The sequence below is a fragment of the Streptomyces luomodiensis genome, from assembly GCF_031679605.1.
Taxonomy (GTDB): domain Bacteria; phylum Actinomycetota; class Actinomycetes; order Streptomycetales; family Streptomycetaceae; genus Streptomyces; species Streptomyces luomodiensis.
This window is the reverse complement of the sequence record NZ_CP117522.1, coordinates 967,868-993,655: the sequence shown is the minus strand read 5'-3', so window position 1 is coordinate 993,655 and position 25,788 is coordinate 967,868. Positions and strand designations below refer to the sequence as shown.

General features: G+C 72.0%; 11 protein-coding genes. 5 read left to right on the top strand and 6 right to left on the bottom strand.

Features of this window, described 5'->3' with window-relative positions; translation table 11 throughout:
• Nucleotides 1-60 precede the first annotated feature (60 nt).
• Entirely contained in the window at nucleotides 61-933 is an 873-nt protein-coding gene (sigJ, locus tag PS467_RS03965; RefSeq protein ID WP_311034006.1) for an RNA polymerase sigma factor SigJ, read from the bottom strand.
• A 124-nt stretch (nucleotides 934-1,057) separates the two neighbouring features.
• On the opposite strand from sigJ, the gene PS467_RS03960 reads away from it, so the two are divergent.
• Both PS467_RS03960 and PS467_RS03955 read left to right on the top strand, forming a co-directional pair.
• Nucleotides 1,058-2,116: a PP2C family protein-serine/threonine phosphatase gene (locus PS467_RS03960; protein WP_432280535.1), complete on the top strand. Its 1,059-nt coding sequence runs from the start codon at nucleotides 1,058-1,060 to the stop codon at nucleotides 2,114-2,116.
• 111 nt (nucleotides 2,117-2,227) lie between these two features.
• Nucleotides 2,228-4,843: an ATP-dependent Clp protease ATP-binding subunit gene (locus PS467_RS03955; RefSeq protein WP_311034005.1), complete on the top strand. Its 2,616-nt coding sequence runs from the start codon at nucleotides 2,228-2,230 to the stop codon at nucleotides 4,841-4,843.
• A 19-nt stretch (nucleotides 4,844-4,862) separates the two neighbouring features.
• Here PS467_RS03955 and PS467_RS03950 read toward each other — a convergent pair whose 3' ends face one another.
• Complete coding sequence (locus tag PS467_RS03950) at nucleotides 4,863-6,059, bottom strand: CapA family protein (RefSeq protein WP_311034004.1); 1,197 nt, start codon at nucleotides 6,057-6,059, stop codon at nucleotides 4,863-4,865.
• Between the two features lie 227 nt (nucleotides 6,060-6,286).
• Between PS467_RS03950 and PS467_RS03945 the strand changes: the two genes are divergently transcribed.
• Complete coding sequence (locus tag PS467_RS03945) at nucleotides 6,287-7,138, top strand: class I SAM-dependent methyltransferase (protein ID WP_311034003.1); 852 nt, start codon at nucleotides 6,287-6,289, stop codon at nucleotides 7,136-7,138.
• A 43-nt stretch (nucleotides 7,139-7,181) separates the two neighbouring features.
• On the opposite strand, the gene PS467_RS03940 is transcribed toward PS467_RS03945, so the two are convergent.
• The 4 genes from PS467_RS03940 to PS467_RS03925 all read right to left on the bottom strand — a co-directional run bounded on the left by PS467_RS03940 (nucleotide 7,182) and on the right by PS467_RS03925 (nucleotide 11,542).
• On the bottom strand, nucleotides 7,182-9,086 hold the full coding sequence (locus PS467_RS03940; RefSeq protein WP_311034002.1) for a Xaa-Pro dipeptidyl-peptidase: 1,905 nt from the start codon (nucleotides 9,084-9,086) through the stop codon (nucleotides 7,182-7,184).
• Between the two features lie 5 nt (nucleotides 9,087-9,091).
• Nucleotides 9,092-9,322 (bottom strand): DUF5988 family protein, encoded by a 231-nt coding sequence (locus PS467_RS03935; RefSeq protein WP_268970023.1) that lies wholly within the window; start codon nucleotides 9,320-9,322, stop codon nucleotides 9,092-9,094.
• 24 nt (nucleotides 9,323-9,346) lie between these two features.
• Nucleotides 9,347-10,102 (bottom strand): AfsR/SARP family transcriptional regulator, encoded by a 756-nt coding sequence (locus PS467_RS03930; RefSeq protein ID WP_432280534.1) that lies wholly within the window; start codon nucleotides 10,100-10,102, stop codon nucleotides 9,347-9,349.
• A gap of 627 nt (nucleotides 10,103-10,729) precedes the next feature.
• On the bottom strand, nucleotides 10,730-11,542 hold the full coding sequence (locus PS467_RS03925) for an SAM-dependent methyltransferase (RefSeq protein WP_311034001.1): 813 nt from the start codon (nucleotides 11,540-11,542) through the stop codon (nucleotides 10,730-10,732).
• A 243-nt stretch (nucleotides 11,543-11,785) separates the two neighbouring features.
• Between PS467_RS03925 and PS467_RS03920 the strand changes: the two genes are divergently transcribed.
• Both PS467_RS03920 and PS467_RS03915 read left to right on the top strand, forming a co-directional pair.
• Nucleotides 11,786-19,060: a type I polyketide synthase gene (locus PS467_RS03920; protein ID WP_311034000.1), complete on the top strand. Its 7,275-nt coding sequence runs from the start codon at nucleotides 11,786-11,788 to the stop codon at nucleotides 19,058-19,060.
• A gap of 42 nt (nucleotides 19,061-19,102) precedes the next feature.
• Entirely contained in the window at nucleotides 19,103-25,786 is a 6,684-nt protein-coding gene (locus tag PS467_RS03915) for an SDR family NAD(P)-dependent oxidoreductase (RefSeq protein WP_311033999.1), read from the top strand.
• Nucleotides 25,787-25,788: the final 2 nt, after the last annotated feature.

Below are 25,788 nucleotides of genomic sequence, written 5' to 3'. Positions count from 1 at the left end.
CCTTGGGCGGTTTCCACGAGGAGGACGGCAGGGCGGCCCGGGGTGTGACGGTGATACCGGTCACACGGTCCGCGGGTCGAGGTGGCGCAGCTTGTCGGGGTTGAGGATCGCGTCGATCTCGGTGATCCGGCCGTGGTGCACCGTGAACGCGAAGACGGCGGCCTGCCCGTCCGCGTGGTCGACCATGACCACGCCCGGGGCGCCGTTGACCTCGCGCCGGTGCACCACCATCGTGCCCGTGTCGAAAGCACGGGTGAGCCGGTAGGCGAAGCGGGCCACCTTCTCGTGGCCCAGGACCGGGAGGCGGGCAGCCGTCACCTTGCCGCCACCGTCCGAACGCCAGACGACCTCCGGGTCCAGGATCTCCAGCAGCCCGTCCAGGTCGCCGCCCATGACCGCCTGGAGAAACGCCTCCACGGCCCGGCGGTGCTCCCCCCGGTCGACCGAGCGCCGCGGCGCCTCCGCCCGGACCCGCTTACGGGCACGCGAGGCCAGCTGCCGTACGGACTCCGGACTCCGGCCCACCACCTCGGCGATCTCGGGGAAGGGCACCGAGAAGACGTCGTGCAGGATGAGCGCGGTCCGCTCCGCCGGGGTCAGCCGCTCCAGCACGGTGAGCATCGCGAGCCCCACCGACTCGTCGAGCGCCACCCGGTCCTCCGGACCGTCGGCCGTCACCACCGGCTCGGGCAGCCAGGGGCCGATGTACGCCTCGCGCCGCACCCGTGCCGAGCGCAGCAGGTCGTAGCAGATCCGGCTGATGACGGTGGTCAGATACGCACGGGGATCGGCGACCTCGTCCCCGGGCAGCGCCTGCCAGCGCAGCCAGGTCTCCTGCACCGCGTCATCGGCGTCGGCCACCGAGCCGGTGATGCGATAGGCGACGGCCCACAGCCGGTCGCGCTGTTGTTCGAAGTCTGTCAGCTCCGCCATGCACTGATCTTCTCGTCTCGGGTGGTCCGGCTGGCGCGGGGGCCACGGACAGGCGTAAGCAAGACATGTGCACACGCGGCAAGGTCCCTCGGATCTGCGCCGGCCAAGGTGGCGGACCCACGTCTTGGTCGTGATTCCCCTGCTGGCCATCGTGGCGATCATGCTCGGCGATGTGCTGACCCCGGCCAGCGTGCGGCTCAGCCCGCTGCTGATCGCGGCCCCCGCCATGACCGCGTCGTTCGCCGGGCCCCTGCTCACCGCGTGCGTCGGTGGGCTGGCCGTGGTCGCACAGATCAGCGCCAACGCCTCGATGGGCCTCCTCGGCCGGCCCGGCCGGCTGACCGAGGTCATCACCCTGGTCCTGGCCTCCGCGCTGATCGTGTTGTTCCGCGCGGTCCTGGACCGGCACAGACGCGAATTGAACCGGGTGCGGGCGGTGGCCGACGTGGCGCAGCGGGTGCTGCTGCGCCCGCTGCCCGGCAGGATCGGCCCGCTGCTGATCGCGTCGGTCTACCTGGCGGCCGAGCCGGAGGCGGAGATCGGCGGCGATCTGTACGCGGCGGCGCGCACCTCGAACACCACCCGCCTGATCATCGGCGATGTCCGGGGCAGCGGGCTGACCGCCGTCGCGGACGCCTCCCTGGTGCTCGGTGCCTTCCGCGCGCTCGCCCACTGGCCGGTACCGCTGACCGATCTGGTGGCCTACCTGGACACCACCCTGTCCGCCGAGCGGACCGAGCCCCTGGGCAAGGCGCCCGGGGCGGGGGAGTCGTTCGTCACCGCCGCGGTGCTGGAGATCCCCGACGACCAGCCGGTGGTCCGCCTCGTCAACTGCGGGCATCCACCGCCGATCCTGCTGCGCGACTCCCAGGTCAAGGAGCTGGCGGGCCCGGCGCCCGCCCTGCCGCTGGGCCTCGGCCACCTGGCGTCCGACGGCTACCGCGCCGCGGACTTCCCCTTCGGCGAGGGCGACCAGCTGCTGCTCTACACGGACGGCGTCGTCGAGGCGCGGGACGCCGAGGGCACCTTCTACCCGCTCGCCGAGCGGCTCCCCGGATGGGACGTCGACGGCCCCCAGCACCTCGTCGACCGTCTGCACCGCGATCTGCTCAGCCATATCGGCGGCCACCAGGGCGATGACGCCGCTCTGGTCGTCCTCGAACGCCACCCGGCCGAGCGCTGAGGCCGCCGGGCGGCCGCCTCGACGCTCCGCCCGCCCGGGAAACCGCCGGGGAACGGTCCGTGAAACCGATCCGGAACGGACATCAGGGTCGATCGCCATTAAAATGGTCATATGGGCAGTGGGAACGAGGGCCCGCCCCAGGGCCCTGAAGACTTCGGGCCGGACCCACTCGGCGATTTCCTCGCACGCTTCCTCGGGACCGGGCCGGCCGGGCAGCGGCCCGATTCACGCCATGTCGACTTCGGCCGGCTGATGAGCGAGAACGCGCGGCACCTGGTCTCCGCCGCCGCGTCCTACGCCGCCGAACACGGCAGCACCGACCTCGACACCGAGCATCTGCTGCGGGCGGCGCTCACCGCCGAACCCACCCGGACCATGGTCTCGCGCGCCGGAGCCGACCCCGACCGGATCGCCGCGGATATCGACCGGGAGGCGGGCGACGGGCCGCCGCGCAACTCGGTCGCCGTCACCCCGGCCGTCAAGCGGGCACTGCTCGACGCCCATGAGATAGCCCGTTCGCGCGGATCGTCCTACATCGGCCCCGAACACGTGCTGATCGCGCTCGCCGCCAACCGCGAGTCCACGGCCGGGCAGATCCTCAACGCCGCCCGCTTCGAGCCCCGGCCCACCGGACCACCCAAAACCGGCGGCCTCACACCGAGCGCCCCCGCGGCCGATCAGCGGCCCGTCGCGGAGCAGCCCAAGACCCCCACCCTCGACCGGTTCGGCCGTGACCTGACCGAACTGGCCCGCGACGGGCGGATCGACCCGGTGATCGGCCGCGACGAGGAGATCGAGCAGAGCATCGAGGTGCTCGCCCGGCGCGGCAAGAACAACCCCGTCCTCATCGGCGAGGCGGGCGTCGGCAAGACCGCCGTCGTCGAAGGGCTCGCCCAGCGGATCGCCGACGCCGATGTGCCGGACATCCTGCTCGGCCGCCGGGTCGTCCAGCTCGACATCGCGAGCGTCGTGGCCGGCACCCGCTTCCGCGGCGACTTCGAGCAACGCGTCACCAGCATCATCGACGAGATCCGCGGCAACTCCGACGAGCTCGTCATCTTCATCGACGAGCTGCACACGGTCGTCGGCGCGGGCGGCGGCGGTGGCGGCGAGAGCGGCCAGATGGACGCGAGCAACCTCCTCAAGCCCGCGCTGGCCCGCGGCGAACTCCATGTGATGGGCGCGACCACGCTCCGGGAGTACCGCCAGTACATCGAGAAGGACGCCGCGCTCGCCCGCCGCTTCCAGCCCATCATGGTCCCCGAGCCCACCCCCACGGACGCCGTCGCCATCCTGCACGGCCTGCGCGACCGCTACGAGGCCCATCACCAGGTCCGCTACACCGACAAGGCGCTGTTCGCGGCCGTCGAGCTCTCCGACCGCTATCTGACCGACCGTTTCCTGCCCGACAAGGCCATCGACCTCATGGACCAGGCAGGGGCCCGGGTACGGCTGCGCTCCAGCGTCCGCGGCACCGATCTGCGCGCCCTGGAGCGGGAGGTCGAGCAGCTCACCCGGGACAAGGACCAGGCCGTCGCGTCCGAGAGCTACGAACGCGCCACCGCCCTGCGGGACCGGATCGCCGAACTGAACGCCCGGATCGCCGAGGCGTCCGGCACCCAGTACCACGGCGGGCGCGTCGCCGAGGTCACCGTCGAGGACATCGCCGAGATCGTCTCCCGGCAGACCGGAATCCCCGTCTCCAGCCTGACCCAGGAGGAGCGCGCACGCCTGCTCGGCCTGGAGGAGCACCTCCACCGGCGGGTCGTCGGGCAGGAGGAGGCCGTGTCCGCCGTGGCCGACGCCGTGCTCCGTGCCCGCGCCGGGCTCGCCGACCCCAACCGCCCCAGCGGCAGCTTCCTCTTCCTCGGCCCCACCGGCGTCGGCAAGACCGAACTCGCCCGCGCACTGGCCGAGGCGCTCTTCGGCAGCGAGGACCGCATGGTCCGCCTCGACATGAGCGAGTACCAGGAGAAGCACACCGTCAGCCGGCTGGTGGGCGCGCCCCCCGGATACGTCGGGCACGAGGAGGCCGGGCAGCTCACCGAGGCGGTGCGCCGCCAGCCCTACTCGCTGCTGCTCATGGACGAGGTGGAGAAGGCGCACCCCGATGTCTTCAACATCCTGCTCCAGGTGCTCGACGACGGCAGGCTCACGGACTCCCAGGGCCGCACCATCGACTTCAAGAACACCGTCATCGTGATGACCAGCAACCTCGGCTCGGAGGCCATCACCGGCCGCGGCGGCCGCCTCGGCTTCGGCGGCGGTGACGAGGAGGCCGACGAGGCGGCGCGCCGGGAGCGGGTGCTGCGCCCGCTGCGGGAACACTTCCGGCCGGAGTTCCTCAACCGCATCGACGAGACCGTCATCTTCCGCCGGCTCGCCGACGACCAGCTGCGGCAGATCGCCGATGTGCTGCTGGAGGAGACCCGGCGCCGGCTGCACGCCCAGGACGTCGGCGTGGAGTTCACCCCGGCCGCCGTCGAATGGCTGGCCCGGCACGGACACCAGCCGGAGTACGGCGCCCGGCCGCTGCGCCGGACGATCCAGCGCGAGGTCGACAACCCACTCTCCCGGATGCTGCTCGGCGGCACGCTGCCCGCGCACAGCCAGGTCCGGGTCGAGGTGGAGAACGACAAGCTGGCCTTCCGCACCCGGCGGACCGAGGGGACACAAGGGCTCGGCCCGCCGCCGGACCAGGGGGAGCAGGGGGAGCAGAAGGAGTAAGCAGGCCGCCCTCGCCGGGTCAGCGGCCCATGGTGAGGCCGTCCTTCTTGGCACCCCTGCTGAGCACCGCCTCCTGGATGGTGCTCAGGCTGCTGGTGTAGCCCGGGTTGCCGGGGTTCTTCTCCAGGGCCCGGGGAAGGTTCACCAGGCTGATCGGATCGTTGTCCACCGCATGCGGGATGTACTCCGCCTTCTTCACCCTCCACGCCTTGCCCGGGGCGGCGGGCGGGGTGAAGGTGAAGCGGGCCGCCGAGCCCATCTGACCGCGTTTGTCGGGCATCACACCCGCGATCTGGTCCCCCATGCCGTAGACCACCCAGGTGCCGTTGACCTTCTCGTACGCCTGCGGCACATGGGCGTGGGTGCCGATGATCAGGTCGATGTCGCGACGGTCCCCGTCCTGGGAGGCGGTGAGCTTCTTGGCGAGGGAGAGCTGGAGCTTGTCCGGTGCCTGCTGCCATTCGGTGCCCCAGTGCATGCTGACGACGACCACATCGGCGCCGGCGCGCCGGGCGGCCCGCGCGTCCTTGATGATCCGCGCCGGATCGATCAGGTTGACCAGCCACGGTTTGCCCTTGGGGACCGGGATGCCGTTGGTGCCGTAGGCGTAGGCGAGCTGGGCGACCTTGGCGCCGCCGGCCTGCAGCATCGTGGGACGGCTGCTCTCCGCGGCGGACCGGGCCGATCCGGCGTGCTTGAGCCCGGCCTTGTCCATGGCTTTGAGGGTGCGGACCACCCCCTCCGGACCGGCGTCGAGGGTGTGGTTGGAGGCCGTGGAACAGGAGTCGTAGCCGAGGCTCTTCACGGCCGAGGCGAGCTGCGGGGGCGTCTTGAAGGTCGGATAGCCGGTGAACGGGCCCTGGGCGGCCCCGTAGACCGTCTCCATATGGCAGATGGCCAGGTCGGCCTGGGCGACAACGGGCGCGGCCGCCTTGATCATGCGCTGGAAGTCATATCCGTCGCCGCCCGCGTCCGCCTGTGCCTGCCGGATGACCGAGGCGTGCACCAGCAGATCGCCGGTGGCCACCAGGGTGAAGTCGTGTGGGGACCCGCTCTTGGTGACTCCCGCCTTCTTCGAGGGTTTCTCCTCGGCCTTGGGGGTGGCCGGTGTCCCGCTGCCGCACGCGGTGACGGCGCCGAGCAGGGCGACGGCCAGCAGTGCCGTCCGAGGGTGAGGGTGATGGGACACGGTGCGCTCCGCACTGGTCCGGACCATGCCGGACCGTTTTGTTCTGATTGTCGGATTGTCATATTTATTGCCCGGCGGAGAAGAGACGCGCGGAGCGGTGCGCGGCTTCACCGGATCGGCCGACCGGTTGCACCCGACTGGAACAGCGCGCCCGTGGAACCGGTCGCCCGTTGGCGGTGTGCGCGGGGTGCGGAGCTGACACCATGGGGTGTGTCGCGCGCGTGGTGGCGCGCGATCCCGGGGGAGGACATGCCATGCGGATCGGCCGGCCCAGCATCACCGCACGCGGCGCGGCCGCGTTCCGCGCGGCCCACCAGGAGCTGGAGGGCGGCCGGGTGTTCCACGATCCGCTGGCGCTCCGTATCCTCGCCGCCGACGCGGACGACCCCGCCCTCGAGGCGGCCTTCCGGCCCGAGCGGGAGGATGTGCGGCTGTCCGTGGCCGCCCGTGCGCGGTACGCCGAGGACGCCGTCGCGGCCGCCGTGGCGCGCGGTGTGCGGCAGGCGGTGGCGCTGGGAGCGGGGCTGGACACCTTCGGCTGCCGCAACCCGTACCAGGCGGAGGGCTTACGGGTGTTCGAGGTGGACCATCCCGCGACCCAGGAGTGGAAGCGGGACCGGCTGGCCGCCGTGGAGATCCCCGTACCGGCGTCGCTGACGTTCGCACCGGTCGACTTCGAGCGGCAGGGCCTGGCCGACGGGCTGACGGCGGTGGGCTTCGACCCGGCCCGCCCGGCGTTCTTCGTCTGGCTCGGCGTGGTGCCGTATCTGACGCACACCGCCGTACTGGGCACGCTCGGCCTCATCGCCGCCCTGCCGCGCGGCTCCGGAGTGGTCTTCGACTACGGTGAGCCGCCGGACGCGCTGCCACCGGAGCAACGCGCCGTGCATGAGGCCCGCGCGGCATGGGCCGCCCAGGCCGGCGAGCCCTTTCTCAGCTATTTCACCCCGGGGGAACTCGCCGCCGAACTGGGCCGGCTGGGCTTCTCCGCGCGCGAGGACATCCGCTACCGCGACCTCACGGACCGGTACGCAAGCGGCCACCGCACCGCCACCGGACCCCCCGACCTGGGCGCCCATGTGATCCACGCCTGGATCCCGGGCTGAGCCCGGACCGGTGGCGGCCCGGGACCCGTCAACGCGCGGGCGGCTACCGGGAGGCGCGGAGCCCGTCAGCGGCGGTCACCGGTACGGTGACGCGGCTGCCGCCCAGGTCCACCGTCACCTTCGCCCCGGTCGGGTCCTCGTAGTAGAGGAAGTCGGCGTCGGTGCCGCCGAGGACCAGCCCCAGCCGATGGCCCGGCTTGATCTCGTAGTCGTCCGGCGTTGTCTTCCAGGTGATCCGGTAGGACCGGCCGGGGGTCAGCGGCTCGGGGGTGGTGATCGAGTGGCGGTTCTGGGCGTCCAGCCAGCCCCGGGCGATCACCTCGGAGGGTTTGCGCGCCGTCACATTGGCGGTCTTGCGGTAGCAGGCGTCGTCCTGGGCGGTGCTCTCCCCGTGGCAGGACTCCTCGTCCAGCCCCCGCAGACCGTCGTGGATTCCGTTCGCGGGCTCGTTGCGGTTCCAGTCGATGCGTTCGTCCTCGCCGTAGTCCACGAGCAGCGCGGTGAGGTTGGACGTCGGTCTGTCGAGCGTGACCCGCAGATCCACGGTGGGCGTGCCGGAGAGCCGCACTCCGGTGCGCAGCGGCGGGGTGCGGAACACCAGCCGGCCCGGACGGCTCGCCGACGGGTCGGCGGTGAGGTCCGCCTCGCTCAGCTTGGTGTCGGTGAAGGTGCCGGTGCCGCCCGTGGGGCCCAGCGCCAGTGAGCCGTCGGGGCCGGGGCGCAGAGAGACCGGGGAGGTGCGCGCGGGCCAGTCGGCCCGGGTCGTCCAGGTGGCCGGGCCGGTCTGGAGATCGACCCGCGGCTCGTCCATGATTCCGTTCCGTAGGCCGTACAGCCAGTGGTCGAACCACCGGTGCACGGTGTCGACCCACAGCGCGCGCCGGCCGGGCCAGTCGAACGGATCGGTGTGCCCATAGCGGCCCAGCCACAGCTTGCGCGGCACATCGCGCTCGGCCAGCGGGGCCCACCAGTTCGCGAACTGGTCGATCCTGACGTTGTAGTCATTGGTGTCATGCACCGCGAAGACGCTCGCGCGCACCTTGTTCACCTCGGGCGCGGGCCGCGCGATGTAATCGCGCTCGTGCCAGTGGGCATTGTAATTGCCGGTGGCGTCGTCCTCACCGGCCTGCAGCCGGTCGCGCACCGCCTGGCACTTCCTCGGCGGGTCGGAGTCCAGCGCAGTGGTCAGCCACGAGGCGAAGCCGTTCCAGTGCTTGGCGCCGCCCGAGCGGGCGAACTCGTACCACGAGCTGATCCCGGAGATCGGGACGATGGTCTCCAGCCCCTCCACCCCGGTGCCGGCCACGGCGTTGGCCAGTGTGCCCTCGTAGGAGTGGCCGATCATGCCCACCTTGCCGGTGGACCAGGAGGCTTTCACCTCGCTGCCGTCGGCCGCGTACGCCGTGGCGCGGCCGCCCAGCCAGTCGATCGCCGCCTTGGCGGCCGCCACATCGGAGGCGCCGCCGACCGTCGGACAGCCGTCGGATCTGCCGGTGCCGGTCATGTCGACATCGACCACGGCGTAGCCGCGCGGCACGAAGTAGTTGTCGTAGAAGAGGGGGAACCCGACCGGGGCGCCCTGGGCGTCGTAGAGCTTGCGCTCCGACTCGAATCCGCGGCCCACGGTGTCGTTGTAGGGGCTGGCCGACATGATGACCGGCACCTTGAGCCCCTGCCGCGTCTCCCTCGGCCGGATGATGTCCACCGCGATCCGGTCCCGGCGCCCATCGCCGTCACTGTCGACCGGCGCCTGGACCATGAGGTGCTCACGCACGGCGTCCGAGTACGAGAAGACCGGCTGGGTACGTCCGTCCACCACCCGGACCCCGGCCGGGCCGGCGGACTCGGCCGGGGTCCGGGCCGACGCGGGTCCGGCGGGCGGTGCGGCGAGGGATGCCGCGATCGCGAGCGCGGCGACCACGGCCCCGCGCCATCGTGAGGTGACCATGGACGCTACTCGGCGATTTTCGTCCGCATGGTCCAGCGAAAGATCGCTGGGGTGATGTCAGCGGATTCGTTGACGAGTTCGAAATGCTCGTATCCATTGCGGTGCTGGATTTTGAGCTTCCTGGTGGTCAGGGTCGACCGCCCGGTACGGAATGCCCGGGGCAGATCGTCCGGTCCGCCTTCGAGGACGACCTCGATCGGGCTGCCGTCGGACAGACAACTGATGTGATCGCTCATACGCCCACCTCCTCCACGTCTTTCTCATGCGGGCACATGCAGTTCCAGTCGGTCGTCCGAGGTGAGGATGGCCCGCTGCATGTCCTGTAGGGCCCGGCACGGCTCGAGCCCGAGTTCCTCGTTGAGCGTCTTGCGCGCCGCCTGATACACATGCAAGGCGTCCGCCCGGCGGCCACAGCGGTAGAGCGCCAGCATCAACTGACGGTGCAGTGCCTCCCGCAGCGGGTGTTCGGTGGTCAGCTGGTACAGATCGCTCACCAGCTCGCGGTGGCGGCCGAGCATGAGCCGGGAATCCGTCAGCATCTCGATGCATTCCAGGCGGGCTTCCTTCAGCCAGGTCTGAAAGCCCTCGAGAATCGGCCCGTGGCATACGTCGTCCAGCAACGGATCGCGCCAGAGATCGAGCGCGCCTTCGAAAGTGGCCGTGGCCTGCTGATAACGCCGCTCCCTCAGCTGGTCCCGGCCCTCGCACACCAGTCGTTCGAAGCAGTGGAAGTCGAGATGATCGGGCCCCAGCCGCAGAACGTATCCCGGCGGGCGGGTGAGAACGGGGCTTTCGCTCTGGCCGGGCCGGCGCAGGAACTTACGGATCTGGGAGACATACACATGCAGCCCGGCGATCGCCCGGCGCGGTGGGTCCTCCCCCCAGATCTCGGTGATGAGCTGGTCGATCGGGACCACCTGATCGGCGCGGACGAGGAGGACCGTCAGCAGGACCTCGATCTTGCGCGCCCTGATGGTTAATTTCCTGTCCCCTTCCACCACACGAAGGGGACCCATGATCTCATATCGCACAATGTGCCCCATCCGAGTCGCCGACGAGTGCGGTCATGGGACAGTCGGCGCCGTTGCCGGAAGTGCCCGCGGGGTTGTCTGTGATTTCTCTCGATACCAAGGGCGAGGTCCGTCTGGTTCTGGAAGTGAACGCGTGTACGGGGTGGGCTCCGGCGGTCCGTGCGGATCGTCGTCCCGCGCCGTCCGGGAACGGGTGGTGCCGCCGGATCCCCTGACGCACGCCGTTCGCGACTGCCATTACTCACCCCTCTTTTGTCGCGGCCTGCCGAGGAATCGGAGAACGGACGAAAGTGATGTCGTCGGCAGGTGTCCCACATCGTAAGCGAGTCCTATGACTACCCACCTCGCCTAGAATCCGGATATAAGCGCCCTCGAGGCGTCTCCTCGACGGTGCGGAGCGAGTATTCGCAAAACAGTTCCGGAAGATCGGAGTCCGGATACCTGCACATGAGGTGCTGTAGTCGCGAAAGAGAATACGCGGATGATGTCCGGCGGGACAAGCGTGTCTTGCGAGTTCGTGGGTCCCTTGGCGCCGCTTTGATGAGGAGGGGGAAATTCCGGCTGCGTGGCACTCATGAACGGCTGGTCGAATATCCGTGGTTTGTTGTCGATTCAGGGCTTGTGGGCGACCACGATCGCACAGCCGGCACTGGGAACGGTGGGCAGTGCCGACTTGGCGGCGTCCAGCACCTCCTGCACGCTGACGCCGTGTCGCGCCTCGAACTCCCGGCGACAGCGGAGGATCCCGTCGATCATCCGGTTCGCGGTGTCCTTCGTGTTCTCGGTGACATCGGCCAGTTCGTCGAGCACCAGCCCCGCGTCGCCGATCAGACCGGGCCAGTCGTCCAGCCGGGTCAGCGAGGTGACCACGCCGGGATCGCCGTCCGGCTGGTAGCTGCCGTCCTCCGGCGCGGTGACATCGGTGAGCACCAGCCGGCCTCCGGACGCCAGCACCCGGGCCATCTCGCGCAGCGCCGTCGGACGGTCCATGTGATTGATCGATTCGAATGCGAGTACGGCGTCGAAAGACGCGTCTTCGAAAGGCATGGCCATGGCGTCGGCGTATTGGAATGCCACCCGGCCGGACAGTCCGGCCACCCGGGCGGATTCGGTCGCCTGTTTGACCTGGAGCTCGCTGATCGTGATGCCCAGGACATTGGCGCCGGTGGTGGACGCCACCCGCATCGCCGGTTTCCCGATTCCGCACCCGACATCCAGCACCCGGGCTCCCGGACCCACCCGCAGCCGTTCGATGAGCAGATCCGTGAAGCGGTCGGTGGCCTCTTCGACCGAACTGGTATCTGACGGGCCGTCCCAGTAGCCGAAGTGGAAGTTGTCGTCCCACGCCATCTGGAGAAGCGGTCCCAGCGAGCTGTAGTAGTCCGACACGGTGCCGCCCGGCGGCACGGCCGATGAAGAGGTCATGGCACTCCTCCTGTGTGCTCGTTGGATGGGGTCGGCCAAGGACGCATAAAGGCTCACCCGCTCAGCGATGGTCAGGGATTCCGGTAACGCGTCTCTAAAGTCACCGGCCGTGACCTATTTGGTCTTGCTTTAGAACAGCGCCGCACGATGGGCCACGTGCTGGCACCGATCATCAATCCGGAGCGGGAGTACCGCCCATGACCAAGAACACGCCGATGTTCTCCGAGCGCCGGATGGGGTGCGATGGATAGCGCCACGGCCACCCGGACACCTCAGCACACGGAACCCGTCGCCGTGGTGGGAATGGCCTGCCGCCTGCCGCAGGCACCCAGCCCGTCAGCCTTCTGGCGGCTGCTGCGGCACGGCGGGAACGCCGTCACCACCATGCCGGAGGACCGCCGCCGGACCGGCACCACCGCCGACCGCCCCGACGGCTCCGACGGCTCCGACCGGCCGGAACCGACCTGGTACGGCGGCTTCCTGGACCGCGTCGACACCTTCGACGCCTCCTTCTTCGGCATCTCGCCCCGCGAGGCGACGGCCATGGACCCCCAGCAACGGCTGATGCTCGAACTCGCCTGGGAGGCGTTCGAGGACGCCGGCATCCGACCCGGAACGCTGAAGAACAGCGCGACCGGTGTCTTCGTCGGCGCCATCTGGGACGAGTACGCCACCGTGCTGCGCCGGCACACCCCCGCCGAGGCCACCCGGCACGCCATGACCGGCGTCCACCGCAGCATCATCGCCAACCGGGTCTCCTACGGCTACGGTCTGCGCGGCCCGAGCCTCACCGTCGACACCGCGCAGTCCTCCTCGCTGGTGGCCGTGCACACGGCCTGCGAGAGCCTGCGGCGCCGGGAGTGCGCCCTGGCGCTGGCCGGTGGTGTCAACCTCATCCTCACCGAGGACAGCATGGCGGCCGCCGCAGCCCAGTTCGGCGGGCTCTCCCCGGACGGGCGCTGCCACACCTTCGACACCCGCGCCAACGGCTTCGTCCGGGGCGAGGGCGGCGCGGTGGTCCTCCTCAAACCACTGGCCGCGGCCGTGCGCGACGGTGACCCGGTGTACTGCGTCATCCACGCCGGCGCCGTCAACAACGACGGCGCCACCGACGGACTGACGGCCCCCAGCCCGGCGGCCCAGGAGGAGGTGGTGCGCACGGCCCACCGGCGCGCCGGAGTCTCCCCCGACGAGGTCCAGTACGTCGAGCTGCACGGCACCGGAACCCCTGTCGGCGACCCCGTCGAAGCGGCCGCGCTCGGTGCCGCGCTCGGCACCGCCCGGACGGACGGCACACCGCTGCTCGTCGGCTCCGCCAAGACCAACGTGGGCCACCTCGAGGGCGCCGCCGGCATCGTCGGACTGCTCAAGACCGCCCTCGGCATCCGGCACCGGCAGCTCCCGCCCAGTCTCCACTTCACCGCCCCGAACCCGCGGATCCCGCTGACCGAACTCGGACTGCGGGTCCAGGACCGGCTCACCGACTGGCCACGCCCGGACCGGCCACTGCTCGCCGGGGTCAGCTCCTTCGGCATGGGCGGCACCAACTGCCACCTCGTACTCGGCGAAGCACCCGCAGCCGCCTCCGCGCCGGAACCGATCGCGCCCGGCGCCGCGCCGCCCGTGCTGGCCTGGCCGCTCTCGGCGAAGACCCCCGCGGCGCTCAGCGCCCAGGCCCGGCGCCTGCGGGACCACCTGACGGACCACCCCGGCCTTCCCCCGGCCGACATCGCGCACACCCTGGCCACCACCCGCACCGCCTTCGGCCACCGCGCCGTGATCCTCGGCGACGGCGCCGACGAACTGCTCGGCGGGCTGGACGCGTTGGCCGACGGCGCGGACACCGCCGCGGCGGTCCGGGGCAGCACCACGGACGGCGGCCTGGCGTTCCTCTTCAGCGGCCAGGGCAGCCAGCGCCCGGCCATGGGCCACGAGCTGTACACCGCCTACCCGGTCTTCGCCGCGGCGCTGGACGAGGTGTGCGACTGCCTGGACGCGCATCTGGAAGAGCCGCTGCGCGAGGTGATGTTCGCCCGGCACCCCTCGCCGCGGGCGGCCCTGCTCGACCGGACCTCGTACACCCAGCCCGCGCTGTTCGCCATCGAGGTGGCCCTGTACCGGCTGGCCGAATCCTGGGGGCTCACCCCCGACCGTGTGATGGGCCACTCGGTCGGCGAGATCGCCGCCGCCCACGTGGCCGGTGTGCTCACCCTGCCCGACGCCTGCACCCTGGTGGCCGCCCGCGGCCGGCTGATGCAGTCGGTCACGGCGGCGGGCGCCATGGCCGCGTTGCAGGCCGGTCCGGACGAGGCCGCCGGACTGCTCGCCGGACTGCTCGCCGGACGGGAGGGCCGGCTGGACCTGGCCGCCGTCAACGGGCCGATGTCCGTGGTGATCTCCGGCGACCACGACGCCGTACACGAGACCGCCGCCGCCTGGCGCGAGCGCGGCCGCAAGGTCCGGCTGCTGAAGGTCAGCCACGCCTTCCACTCGCCGCACATGGACGGCATCCTCGACGAACTGCGCGCCGTCGCCTCCAGGCTGACCTTCGCCGCGCCGGCCATCCCCCTCGTCTCCAATGTGACGGGACGGCCGGCCACCGCCTCCCAACTCGCCTCACCGGCCTACTGGGCCCGGCACGCCCGCCACGCGGTGCGGTTCATGGACGGCGTGCACACCCTCCTGGACGACGGTGTCACCACCTTCCTCGAACTCGGACCGCACGCCGCCCTCACCGCCATGACTCGCGAATGCCTCACCGCACGGCCCGGACCGGCCCCCGGCCGGCCGCGGCCCGCCACCGTGGCGGCGCTGCGCCGTGACCGGCCCGAGGCGCGCACCTTCGCCGCCGCCATGGCCCAGGCGTATGTCCGCGGTGCCGAGGTGGCCTGGGGACGCGCCGCCGGGCACCCCCGGCGGCGGGTCCCCCTGCCGACGTACGCCTTCCAGCGGGACCGCTACTGGCCCGCCACCGAAGCCACCGCGCCGGCCACCCCGGCCGCCCAGCCGGCCACCCCGGCCGCCCAGCCGGGCGCCACACCGGGCCCGGCGCCGGCCACCGAAACGGCCGGGCCCGGCGCCACGGAGCGGGACCGCGATCCGCTGGACACCGTACGGACGAATGTCGCCCTCGTCCTCGGGCACCCCGATCCGGCCGCCGTCGATCCGGGCCTCACCTTCAAGGAGCTGGGCTTCGACTCGCTGGCGGCGACCGAACTGAGCGAGCGGCTCGGCGCGGCCACCGGACTGTCCCTGACCGCCACGCTCACCTTCGACCACCCCACACCACTGGCCGTCGCCGAACATCTGCGGGCCCGCACCAGCCCCGCTCCCGGTCCGTCGGCCACCCCGCCCGCGTGGGCGGCGCCCGCATCGCGCGACGATGACGAGCCGATCGCGGTGGTGGCCATGGGCTGCCGCTTCCCGGGCGGGGCCGACTCGCCCGAGGCGCTGTGGCGGCTGGTGTCCGAGGGCGTCGACGCGATCGGGGACTTCCCCCGGGACCGCGGCTGGGACCTGGCCGGACTTCTCGACCCCGACCCGGACCGCACCGGCACCAGCACCGCCCACGAGGGCGGCTTCCTGTACGACGCAGCGGAATTCGACGCGGAGTTCTTCGGGATCAGCCCCCGGGAGGCGCTGGCCACCGATCCACAGCAGCGGCTGCTGCTGGAAACCGCGTGGGAGACCTTCGAACGGGCGGGCATCCGCGCCGCCACCCTCCGGGCCGGCCCGACCGGGGTGTTCGTCGGAGTGACGCAGCAGGACTACGGACCCCGGCTGCACGAGGCGCCCAAGGGACTCGACGGCCATCTGCTGACCGGTGGCACCGTGAGCGTGGCGTCCGGCCGGGTGGCGTTCACCTTCGGCCTGGAGGGACCCGCCCTGTCGGTGGACACGGCGTGCTCGTCGTCGCTCGTGGCCGTCCATCTGGCGGTGCGCGCACTGCGCCAGGGCGAGTGCGCGCTGGCCCTGGCCGGAGGGGTGACGGTGATGGCCTCACCCGGCATGTTCACCGGCTTCTCCCGCCAGCGGGGGCTGGCCCCCGACGGGCGGTGCAAGCCGTTCGCGGCGGCCGCCGACGGCACCGGATGGGGCGAAGGCGTGGGTCTGCTGCTGCTGGAGCGGCTGTCCGACGCCCGGCGGCGTGGCCACCCGGTCCTGGCGGTGATCCGCGGCTCGGCCGTCAACCAGGACGGCGCCTCCAACGGTCTGACCGCGCCCAACGGCCCCTCCCAGCAGCGAGTGATCCGCCAGGCCCTCGCCGACGCCCGGCTGTCGCCGCCCGACGTGGACGCCGTCGAGGCGCACGGCACCGGAACCACCCTGGGCGACCCCATCGAGGCCCAGGCCCTGCTCGCCACCTACGGGCAGCGGCGTCCCGCCGACCGGCCCCTGTGGCTGGGTTCGCTGAAGTCCAACATCGGCCATGCCCAGGCGGCGGCCGGCGTGGCGGGCGTCATCAAGATGGTGATGGCCATGCGGCACGGACTGCTGCCCGCCACCTTGCACATCGACACGCCCAGCCCGCATGTCGACTGGGACAGCGGTGCGGTGCGCCTGCTGACCGAGCCGGTGGAGTGGCCGCGCGGCGAACACCCACGCCGCGCCGGTGTGTCCTCCTTCGGCATCAGCGGCACCAACGCGCACCTGATCCTGGAACAGGCCCCCGAGCCGGAAACCGCTCCCACCGGCGCACAGCCGGACGGCGGCGACGGGCCGGTGCCCTGGGTGCTGTCCGCCCGCGGCGCCGAGGCGCTCCGGGGACAGGCACGGGCACTGGCCGCCCGCACGGCCGCCGACCAGACGCTGTCACCCCGGGACGTGGGCTGGTCACTGGCCACCACCCGGACCGTGTTCGACCATCGTGCGGTGGTGGTCGGCGGGAGTCGTGCCGAACTCAGTGCCGCTCTGGAGGCGTTGGCGGCAGGGGAGAGCCATCCGGGTGTGGTGGGCCCCGGTGTGGCGGTGAGTGGTGGTGTGGGCCCGGTGCTGGTTTTTCCCGGTCAGGGTTCGCAGTGGGTCGGTATGGGTGCCGGGCTGCTGGATGCCTCGCCGGTGTTCGCGGCCCGGGTGGCGGAGTGTGAGCGGGCGCTGGCGCCGTATGTCGACTGGTCGCTGACGGGTGTTCTGCGGGGGGTGGACGGCGCGGGCGATCTGGGTCGGGTGGATGTGGTGCAGCCGGTGTTGTGGGCGGTGATGGTGTCCCTGGCTGCCGTATGGGCCGAGTACGGGGTGCGTCCTGCCGCTGTGGTGGGCCACAGTCAGGGAGAGATCGCGGCGGCTGTGGTGGCGGGGGCGTTGTCCTTGGAGGACGGTGCGAGGGTCGTGGCGTTGCGCAGCCGGGCGTTGCGGCGGCTGGCCGGTGGTGGGGCCATGGCCTCGCTGGCGTTGGGTTGTGAGCGGGTGGAGGAGTTGCTGTCGGGGCTGGGTGACCGGGTCGCCGCTGTGGTGGTGGCCGCGGTCAATGGTCCCGCATCCACTGTGGTGTCCGGGCCGCCGGAGCAGGTGGCCGCCGTGGTGGCCGCCTGTAGGGAGGCGGGGGAGCGGGCGCGGATGATCGAGGTGGACTATGCCTCGCACAGTCCGCAGGTCGATGAGATTGCCGGGGAGCTGTGCGAGGTGCTCAGGGGGGTGGAGCCGGTCGGGGTGTCCGGGTCCGGGGTGGTGTTCTACTCCACGGTGAGCGGTGGCCGGGCCGATGCCTCCGTCCTGGATACGGGCTATTGGGTGCGGAATCTGCGGGAGCGGGTGCGGTTCGCGGAGGCGATCGAGGCGTTGCTGGGCGCCGGGCACCGGGTGTTCATCGAGGCCAGCACCCACCCCGTCCTCACCATGGGCATGCGGGAGACCTTCGAGCACGCGGAGAGCGACGCCGCCGCGGTGCCCACGCTGCGGCGGGACCACGGGGACCTGGACCAGCTGACCAGGTCCGTCGCGCAGGCGTTCCTCGCCGGGGCCGAGGTCGACTGGCGGGCCGCGTTCCCGGCCGACCCCCCGCCTCAAACGGTCGACCTGCCCACCTACGCCTTCCAGCGCCGGCGCTACTGGCTGGACGCCCCCGGCGGACCCGGCGGCGACCCCGCCGCCCTCGGCCTGGTCGGGTCGGACCATCCGCTGCTGGGCGCCGCGGTGCGGCTCGCCGACGGCAGTGGCCATGTGCTGACCGGACGCCTCTCCCCGCAGACACACGGCTGGCTCGCCGACCACGTGGTGGCGGACGTGGCCCTGGTGCCCGGGGCAGCGCTCATGGAGTGGGCGCTGCGGGCGGCCGACGAGGCCGGCTGCGGTGCGGTGGAGGAACTCGCGCTGCGGCTGCCGCTGGTGATGCCCGCGACGGGCGGGCGGTGCGTCCAGGTGGTGGTGGGCCCGTCCGCCGACGACGGACGCCGCGACATCGCGGTCTACTCAGGACCGGGCGACGGCTCTCGCAGCGGTGGGGACGCCGACTGGAGGTGCCACGCCGTGGGCGTACTCGGCCCCGCCGCACCGGGGAGCCGAGCAGGGGAGCTGCCCGGAACATGGCCCCCGCCACAGGCACGGCCGGTGGACACCGACGGCTTCTACGAGCGGATCGCCGCATCCGGCTACGGGTACGGCCCCGCGTTCCAGGGGCTGCGCACGGTGTGGCGGGACGGCGCGGACCTGCTGGCAGAGGTGGCGCTGCCCAAGGCCGCCGGAGAGCCCGGCGGATTCGGTATTCACCCCGCCCTGCTGGACGCGGTGCTGCACCCGACGCTGCTGACCGGCCAACTCGGCGCGAGCCCTGGCCCCGAGGCGGACGAGAAGCGGATGTGGCTGCCGTTCACCGTGAGCGGTGTGTCCCTGTGGGCGGCCGAGGCCACGGCCGTACGGGTCCGACTCACCCCCCGTCCGCGGACCGCTGAGGGCGAGCGTGAACTGCGGGTCGTCGTCGCCGACGCCGTGGGCGCCCCGGTCCTGACGATCGACGCGCTGGTGCTGCGCCCCGCGGAGGCCGAGCAGCTGCGCTCGGCGAACACCGGCCATGCGGCCGCCGGAACCGGCGGTGGCGGAAACGTACGGCGGCGCGCCGCGGCCGCCGCCGGGGCCTCGTCCGCCGACTGGGCCGCCCGGCTGGCGCGGCTGTCGGCCGTCGACCGGTATCGCACACTCCTCGCACTGGTACGCGACCACGCCGCCACCGTGCTGGGCCACACCGATGCCGAGGCCGTGCACGCCGACGCCAACTTCAAGGAGCTGGGCTTCGAGTCCCTCACCGCGGTCGAACTGCGCGATCGCCTCGCGGCCGCCACGGGGCTGCGGCTGCCCGCGGCCCTCATCTTCAGATATCCGACGCCGGAAGGCATCGCCCACCACCTTGTGCGACGGCTGTCCTCCGACGGCACCGCCGCCACCCCCGCCCCCACCGCGATTCACCCTCCGAGCACACAGTTGCCACGGCAGCCGACGGATGAAATGAGCGCGGCCCAAAGACTGGAGTCCGCCTCCGCGGACCAGGTCCTTGAGTTTATTGACAACGAGCTTGGTGTGTCCTGAATGTGCCGGGCGCGACGATCGCTGAAGGCCGGGTGACCCCTCATGGCGAACGAAGAGAAGCTGGTCGAGTACCTCAAGCGCGTTTCCGCCGATCTGCACGATACGCGTCTGCGGTTGCGCGAAGTGGAGGAGCGTGCCCAGGAACCGGTGGCCGTGATCGGCATGGCCTGCCGTTTCCCCGGCGGGGTCACCTCCCCGGAGGAGTTGTGGGAACTGCTCGTCTCGGGTGTCGACGCCATCGGGGACTTCCCGACGGACCGCGGCTGGGATCTGGAGCGCCTCTACCACCCCGATCCGGAGCACTACGGCACCAGCTGCGTCCGCCAGGGCGGATTTGTCGCGGCGGACCGGTTCGACGCGGCGTTCTTCGGCATCAGCCCCAGGGAAGCGCTGGCCATGGACCCGCAGCAGCGGCTGGTGCTGGAGACGGCCTGGGAGTCCCTGGAACGGGCCGGTATCGACCCGGTGTCGCTGAAGGGAACCCGCACCGGTGTCTACGCCGGGGTGTCCAGCCAGGACTATCTGTCCCGGGCACCGCGCATCCCGGAGGGATTCGAGGGCTACGCCACCACGGGCGGACTCACCAGCGTGATCTCGGGCCGGGTGGCCTACACCTTCGGCCTGGAGGGGCCGGCGGTGACGGTGGACACCGCGTGCTCGGCCTCGCTGGTGGCCATCCATCTGGCGGTGCAGGCGTTGCGGCAGGGCGAATGCACCCTGGCCCTGGCGGGCGGTGTCACCTCACTCGCCACCCCCATCATGTTCACCGAGTTCTCCCGGCAGCGCGCACTGGCCCCGGACGGCCGGTGCAAGTCCTTCGCCGCCGACGCGGACGGCACCGGTTTCTCCGAAGGCGTCGGCGTGGTGGTGCTGGAGCGGCTCTCGGAGGCGCGGCGCAACGGCCACCGGGTGCTGGCGGTGATCCGGGGCTCGGCGGTCAACCAGGACGGCGCCAGCAACGGCCTCACCGCACCCAACGACGTGGCCCAGGAACGCGTCATCGGGCAGGCACTGGCCAACGCACGGTTGACGCCGGGTGATGTGGACGCTGTCGAGGCACACGGCACCGGCACCAAACTCGGCGACCCGATCGAGGCCGAGGCCCTGATCGCCACCTACGGCCAGAACCGCCCCGCAGACCGGCCCCTGCTGCTGGGCTCCCTGAAGTCCAACATCGGCCATACGCATGCGGCGGCCGGTGTCGCGGGTGTGATCAAGATGGTGATGGCGCTCCGGCACCCCCGGCTGCCCGCGAACCTGCACCTTGACCAGCCCACCCCGCATGTGGACTGGGCGGACAGTGGGCTGCGGCTGCTGAACGAGCCGGTGGAGTGGCCCCGGCTGGAACGCCCCCGCCGTGCGGCGGTGTCCTCGTTCGGCATCTCCGGCACGAACGCCCATCTGATCCTGGAGCAGGCTCCTGAGGAGGAACCTCCGGTCTCCTGCGAGATGGGCGTGGTGCCGTGGGTGGTGTCGGGGCGGAGTGTGGCGGCGTTGCGGGGGCAGGCTGCGGCGTTGGCTGAGTGGGTGGGGGGTGCGTCCGAGCTGTCGTCGGTGGATGTGGGGTGGTCGTTGGTCACGGCGCGGTCGGTGTTTGAGCATCGGGCGGTGGTGGTGGGTGCTGACCGCGTGGAGTTGTTGGCGGGTGTGGAGGCGTTGGCGGGGGGTGTGTCGCATCCGGGTGTGGTGCAGTCGGGTGCGGCGGTGTTGACGGGTGGTGTGGGTCCGGTGCTGGTCTTCCCCGGTCAGGGTTCGCAGTGGGCCGGTATGGGGGCGGAGCTGCTGGAAGCGTCGCCCGTGTTCGCGGCGCGGGCGGCGGAGTGTGAGCGGGCACTGGCGCCGTTTGTGGATTGGTCGCTTTCGGATGTGTTGCGTGGTGCGGAGGGCGCGGTGGATCTGGGGCGGGTGGATGTGGTGCAGCCGGTGTTGTGGGCGGTGATGGTGTCGTTGGCTGCGGTGTGGGCGGGGTATGGGGTGCGTCCTGCGGCGGTGGTGGGCCATAGCCAGGGTGAGATCGCGGCGGCTGTTGTGGCGGGTGCGCTGTCTTTGGAGGACGGTGCGAAGGTCGTGGCGTTGCGGAGCAGGGCGTTGCGGCGGCTGGCCGGGGGCGGGGCGATGGCGTCGCTCGGCGTAGGTCAGGAGCGGGCGGGGGAACTGCTGTCGGGGTTTGGTGATCGGGCCGGTGGAGTAGGTGTGGCCGCTGTGAATGGACCCTCGTCCACGGTGGTTTCTGGTCCGCCGGAGCAGGTGGCCGGTGTGGTGGCCGCGTGCCAGGACGTGGGGGAGCGTGCCCGGCTGATCGAGGTGGACTATGCCTCGCATGGTCCTCAGGTGGATCAGATCCGTGAGGAGTTGAACGAGGTTCTGGCCGGTGTCCGGCCGGTCGTCGGTGGCGCGGATGAGGTGGCGTTCTACTCGACGGTGACCGGTGGCCGAGTCGATGCGGCTGGCCTGGACGCGGACTACTGGGTGCGCAATCTGCGGGAGCGGGTGCGGTTCGCCGACGCCGTCGAGGCGTTGCTGGCGGATGGTCACCGGGTGTTCATCGAGGCCAGTTCGCATCCCGTACTGACCGTCGGAATGCAGGAGACCTTTGAGCAGGCGGGTGTGGAGGCGGTCGCGGTGCCCACACTGCGCCGTGACCACGGTGGCCGGGCCCAGCTCCTCCACTCCCTCGGCCAGGCGTTCATCGCCGGGGTCGACGTCGACTGGAAGGCCGCGTTTCCGGCCGACCCGACCCCGCGTACCGTCGACCTGCCCACCTACGCCTTCCAGCACCAGCGCTACTGGCTCGACGGACTCAGTGGCCGGGGTGCCGACCCCACCGACCTCGGACTGGTCGCCGCGGGCCATCCGCTGCTGAGCGCCGCCGTGGAGCTCGCCGACGGCCAGGGGCATCTGCTGACGGGACGGCTCTCGGCGCAGTCCCATGGCTGGCTCGCCGACCACGTGGTGGCGGGCGCGGCGCTGGTGCCGGGGACGGCCATGGTGGAGTGGGCGCTGCGGGCCGCCGATGAGGTCGGCTGCGGTGGTGTGGAGGAGCTGACGCTCCAGGTACCGCTCGTGCTGCCGCCCAGTGGCGGGGTCCGACTGCAAGTGGTCGTCGGCGGGCCGGGCGCCGATGGCCGGCGCGATGTGCGGATGTACTCGCGCCCTGATGACGACGCCGACACGGCGGCCGGGTGGGTGTGCCATGCGGAAGGCGTCCTGAGCCCACCTCCCGACGGCTCCACGCCAGGAGCGGAGTTGGGTGGGGCATGGCCACCGGCGGGTGCGAAACCGATCGACCCCGTGGACTTCTACGCACACATCGCGGCGTCGGGGTACGCGTACGGTCCGGCCTTCCAGGGACTGCGCGCGGTATGGCGGGACGGCGCGGATCTGCTGGCCGAGGTGGCGCTGCCCGAGGCCGCGGGGGAGCGGACGGGGTTCGGTATCCACCCGGCGCTGCTCGACGCCGCCCTGCATCCCGTGCTGCTGACCGATGGCTCACCGAGCGACGCCGGGTCGCCCGATGGCCGAGTGTGGCTGCCGTTCACCTGGAACGGGGTGTCGCTGTGGGCGGCCGGGGCGAGCACGGTACGGGTGCGGATCTCTCCGTACGGGCCGAGCGCGGAGCGGGAACGTACGCTGCGGGTGACCGTGGCGGACGCCCTGGGCGCCCCGGTGCTGAGCGCCGACGCGGTGGTGCTGCGGTCCGCCGACGCCGATCAGCTCCGTATGGCCCAACGGCCGGGCGGGGATGGGCTGTTCGTCATGGACTGGGCCCCCTTGCCGGTTCCCGCGCCGCCCAATGGCGACGGGCGGTCCGCGGATCACACGGCCGACGACACCGGCTGGGTGATCCTGGGGCCCGAGGACCGGGCTCCGGCCGGGTCCGCCGCCGTATGCCATCCGGATCCGCGGGCGTTGATCAGCGCGCTCGACGCGGGCGCCCCCGCCCCCGCCGTCGTCCTGGCACTCGAGCCCGCCGAGGCGGTCCGTGCCCGAGATGGCGGGATGGCGGCCGACGGGCTGGCCTCGGCGGAACGGGTCCTGGAGCTGTTGCGGAGCTGGCTGGCCGAGCCGCGCCTGGCCGAGGCCCGGTTGGTGGTGGTGACGCGTGGCGCCGTCGCGACCGGCGACCCGGGTGGTGACCTCGTGGCCGACGGTGTGGATGTGGCGGGCGCCGCTGTCTGGGGTCTGGTGCGCAGTGCGCAAACCGAGAACCCCGGCCGTTTCCTGCTGCTCGATCTCGCCCCCCACGCCGAGGTGTCCGCCGACCTCGTGACCGACGCCGTGGCGCGCGCCATCGAGATGGACGAGTCGCAGCTGGCCCTGCGCGCCGGGCGGGCGCTGATGCCTCGGCTGGTGCGCGCCGCGCCGAGCGCGGGCCTGGCGGTCCCGGTGGGGCAGTCCGCCTGGCGGCTCGGACTCGAGGGCGCCGGGACGGTGGACAGTGTGCGGCCCGTGGCGTGCCCGGAGGCCCTGGCACCTCTGCGGGAGGGCCAGGTTCGGATCGATGTCCACGCGGCGGGCGTCAACTTCCGCGATGCGCTGATGGTGTTGGGGATGTACCCCGGGGATGCGGTGTTCGGTGGCAGCGAGGGCGCCGGTGTGGTGCGGGACGTCGGCCCCGGCGTGACCGGTCTCGCTGTGGGCGACCGGGTGATGGGCCTGTTCGAGGGCGCGTTCGGCCCGCTGGCCGTGGCGGACGCCCGTACGGTCGTACCCATCCCCGAAGGCTGGACGTTCCGGCAGGCGGCCGCCGTCCCCGTCGTGTTCCTCACCGCCTGGTACGGGCTCGTGGAGCTGGGGGGACTCCAGGCGGGCGAGCGCGTGCTGATCCATGCCACGACCGGTGGTGTGGGAACGGCCGCCGTGCGGATCGCCCGGCATCTCGGCGCGGAGGTCTACGCGACGGCGAGTCCGGCGAAGCACGGGGTGCTGGAGGAGATGGGCATCGATGCGGCCCACCGGGCCTCGTCGCGCGACCTCGCCTTCGAAGAGGCGTTCCGGGAGGCCACCGGTGGCCGGGGCGTCGATGTGGTGCTCAACAGCCTCGCCGGGGAGTTCGTGGACGCCTCGCTCCGCCTCCTGGGCGGGGGCGGCCGGTTGCTGGAGATGGGCAAGACCGATGTCCGTGCCGCGGAGCGGATCGCGGCCGAGCACCCCGGTGTCCGCTACCACGCGTACGATCTGATCGCCGACGCCGGTCCATCCCGTATCGGCGAAATGCTCCGAGAACTGGGAGGGTTGTTCGCCTCCGGTGTGCTGGTGCCGCCTCCGGTACGGGCGTGGCCGCTCGGCCGGGCGCGTGAGGCGCTGCGGTATCTGAGTCAGGCCAAGCACACGGGCAAGCTGGTGCTGGACGTGCCCGCCCCGGTGGATCCCGATGGCACCGTGCTCATCACCGGCGGCACCGGCACCCTCGGTGGACATGTGGCCGAGCACCTCGTGCGCAGCCGGCACATTCGCCGTCTGCTGCTGGTCAGCCGGGGCGGTCCCGACGCGCCGGGCGCGCGGGAGCTGGCGGCCCGGCTCACCGACCTGGGCGCCGACGTACGGATCCTGGCGCGCGACATCGGTGACGCGGCGCAGGTGGCCGAGGTGCTCGCGGGCGTCGACCCGGCACACCCCCTGACCGGTGTCGTCCACGCGGCGGGTGTGCTGGACGACGCGATGCTCCCCGCGCAGACCCCGGAGCGTCTGGCGCGGGCCTGGGCGGCGAAGGCGGCGGCCGCGGCCCATCTGCACACCGCCACCGCGCATCTGCGGCTGGGCATGTTCGTCATGTTCTCCTCCTTCGCCTCGGATCTCGGCACTCCCGCCCAGGCCAACTACGCCGCCGCCAACGCCTTCTGCGACGCGCTGGCCGTCCACCGCCAGGCCACGGGGCTTCCGGGGGTCTCGGTGGCCTGGGGTCTCTGGGCGGCCACCAGTGGTCTCACCGCGCGGCTGGCCGACGCCGACCTGGCCCGGATCGGCCGTCTCGGCATCAAGGCCAACAGCACCGAGGAGGGTCTGGCGCTGCTGGACGCGGCCTGCCGGCACGGCCACCCGCATCTGCTGGCGCTCCGCCTGGACACCGGCTCCCTCGCCGCCCAGAACCCCGGCACCCTGCCCAGTCCGCTGCGGGCCCTCGCCACCGTCGGCGGCAGCGGACGGCCCCGGCCCACGGCGGCCGCCGGTGGGCAGCCCACCGACTGGGCGGGCCGGCTCAGGGGGCTGCCGCCCGCCGAACAGCACCGGCTGCTGCTCAACCTGGTGCGTACCCACGCGGCCACGGTGCTCGGCCACGCCGATCCGGGTGTGGTGCAGCCGGACGCGTCGTTCAAGGACCTCGGCTTCGATTCGCTGACCGCCGTCGAGCTGCGCAACCGGCTGGCCGCCGCCACCGGATTGCGGCTGCCCGCGGCCCTCGTCTTCGACCACCCGGAGTCGGCGGTGCTGGCCGAGCATCTGCGCCGGGAGCTCTCGCCGGACGGTGAGCCGGCCGCCTCGGGCCCCGACGTACCCCACCCCGTCCTCAACGAGCTGGTCAGGCTGGAGAACAGCCTGTCGGCCGTGGTTGTCGAGGACGTGGACTCCGGCGCGGTCACCGCCCGGCTGGAGACCTTGCTGTCGAAGTGGAAGGCGCTGTGCTCGTCGGCGGAGGCGGACGACGGCAACGCCGTGGAGCGGTTGCAGGTGGCGACCGCCGATCAGGTTCTGGAATTCATCGACAACGAACTTGGCCTGTCATGAAC

Excerpts from the sequence above, each read along its gene's own strand:
- sigJ (WP_311034006.1), bottom strand. The coding sequence starts at position 933 with ATGGCGGAGCTGACAGACTTCGAACAACAGCGCGACCGGCTGTGGGCC.
- PS467_RS03955 (WP_311034005.1), top strand. The coding sequence starts at position 2,228 with ATGGGCAGTGGGAACGAGGGCCCGCCCCAGGGCCCTGAAGACTTCGGG.
- PS467_RS03950 (WP_311034004.1), bottom strand. The coding sequence starts at position 6,059 with ATGGTCCGGACCAGTGCGGAGCGCACCGTGTCCCATCACCCTCACCCT.
- PS467_RS03945 (WP_311034003.1), top strand. The coding sequence starts at position 6,287 with ATGCGGATCGGCCGGCCCAGCATCACCGCACGCGGCGCGGCCGCGTTC.
- PS467_RS03940 (WP_311034002.1), bottom strand. The coding sequence starts at position 9,086 with ATGGTCACCTCACGATGGCGCGGGGCCGTGGTCGCCGCGCTCGCGATC.
- PS467_RS03935 (WP_268970023.1), bottom strand. The coding sequence starts at position 9,322 with ATGAGCGATCACATCAGTTGTCTGTCCGACGGCAGCCCGATCGAGGTC.
- PS467_RS03930 (WP_432280534.1), bottom strand. The coding sequence starts at position 10,102 with ATGGGTCCCCTTCGTGTGGTGGAAGGGGACAGGAAATTAACCATCAGG.
- PS467_RS03925 (WP_311034001.1), bottom strand. The coding sequence starts at position 11,542 with ATGACCTCTTCATCGGCCGTGCCGCCGGGCGGCACCGTGTCGGACTAC.
- PS467_RS03920 (WP_311034000.1), top strand. The coding sequence starts at position 11,786 with ATGGATAGCGCCACGGCCACCCGGACACCTCAGCACACGGAACCCGTC.
- PS467_RS03915 (WP_311033999.1), top strand. The coding sequence starts at position 19,103 with ATGGCGAACGAAGAGAAGCTGGTCGAGTACCTCAAGCGCGTTTCCGCC.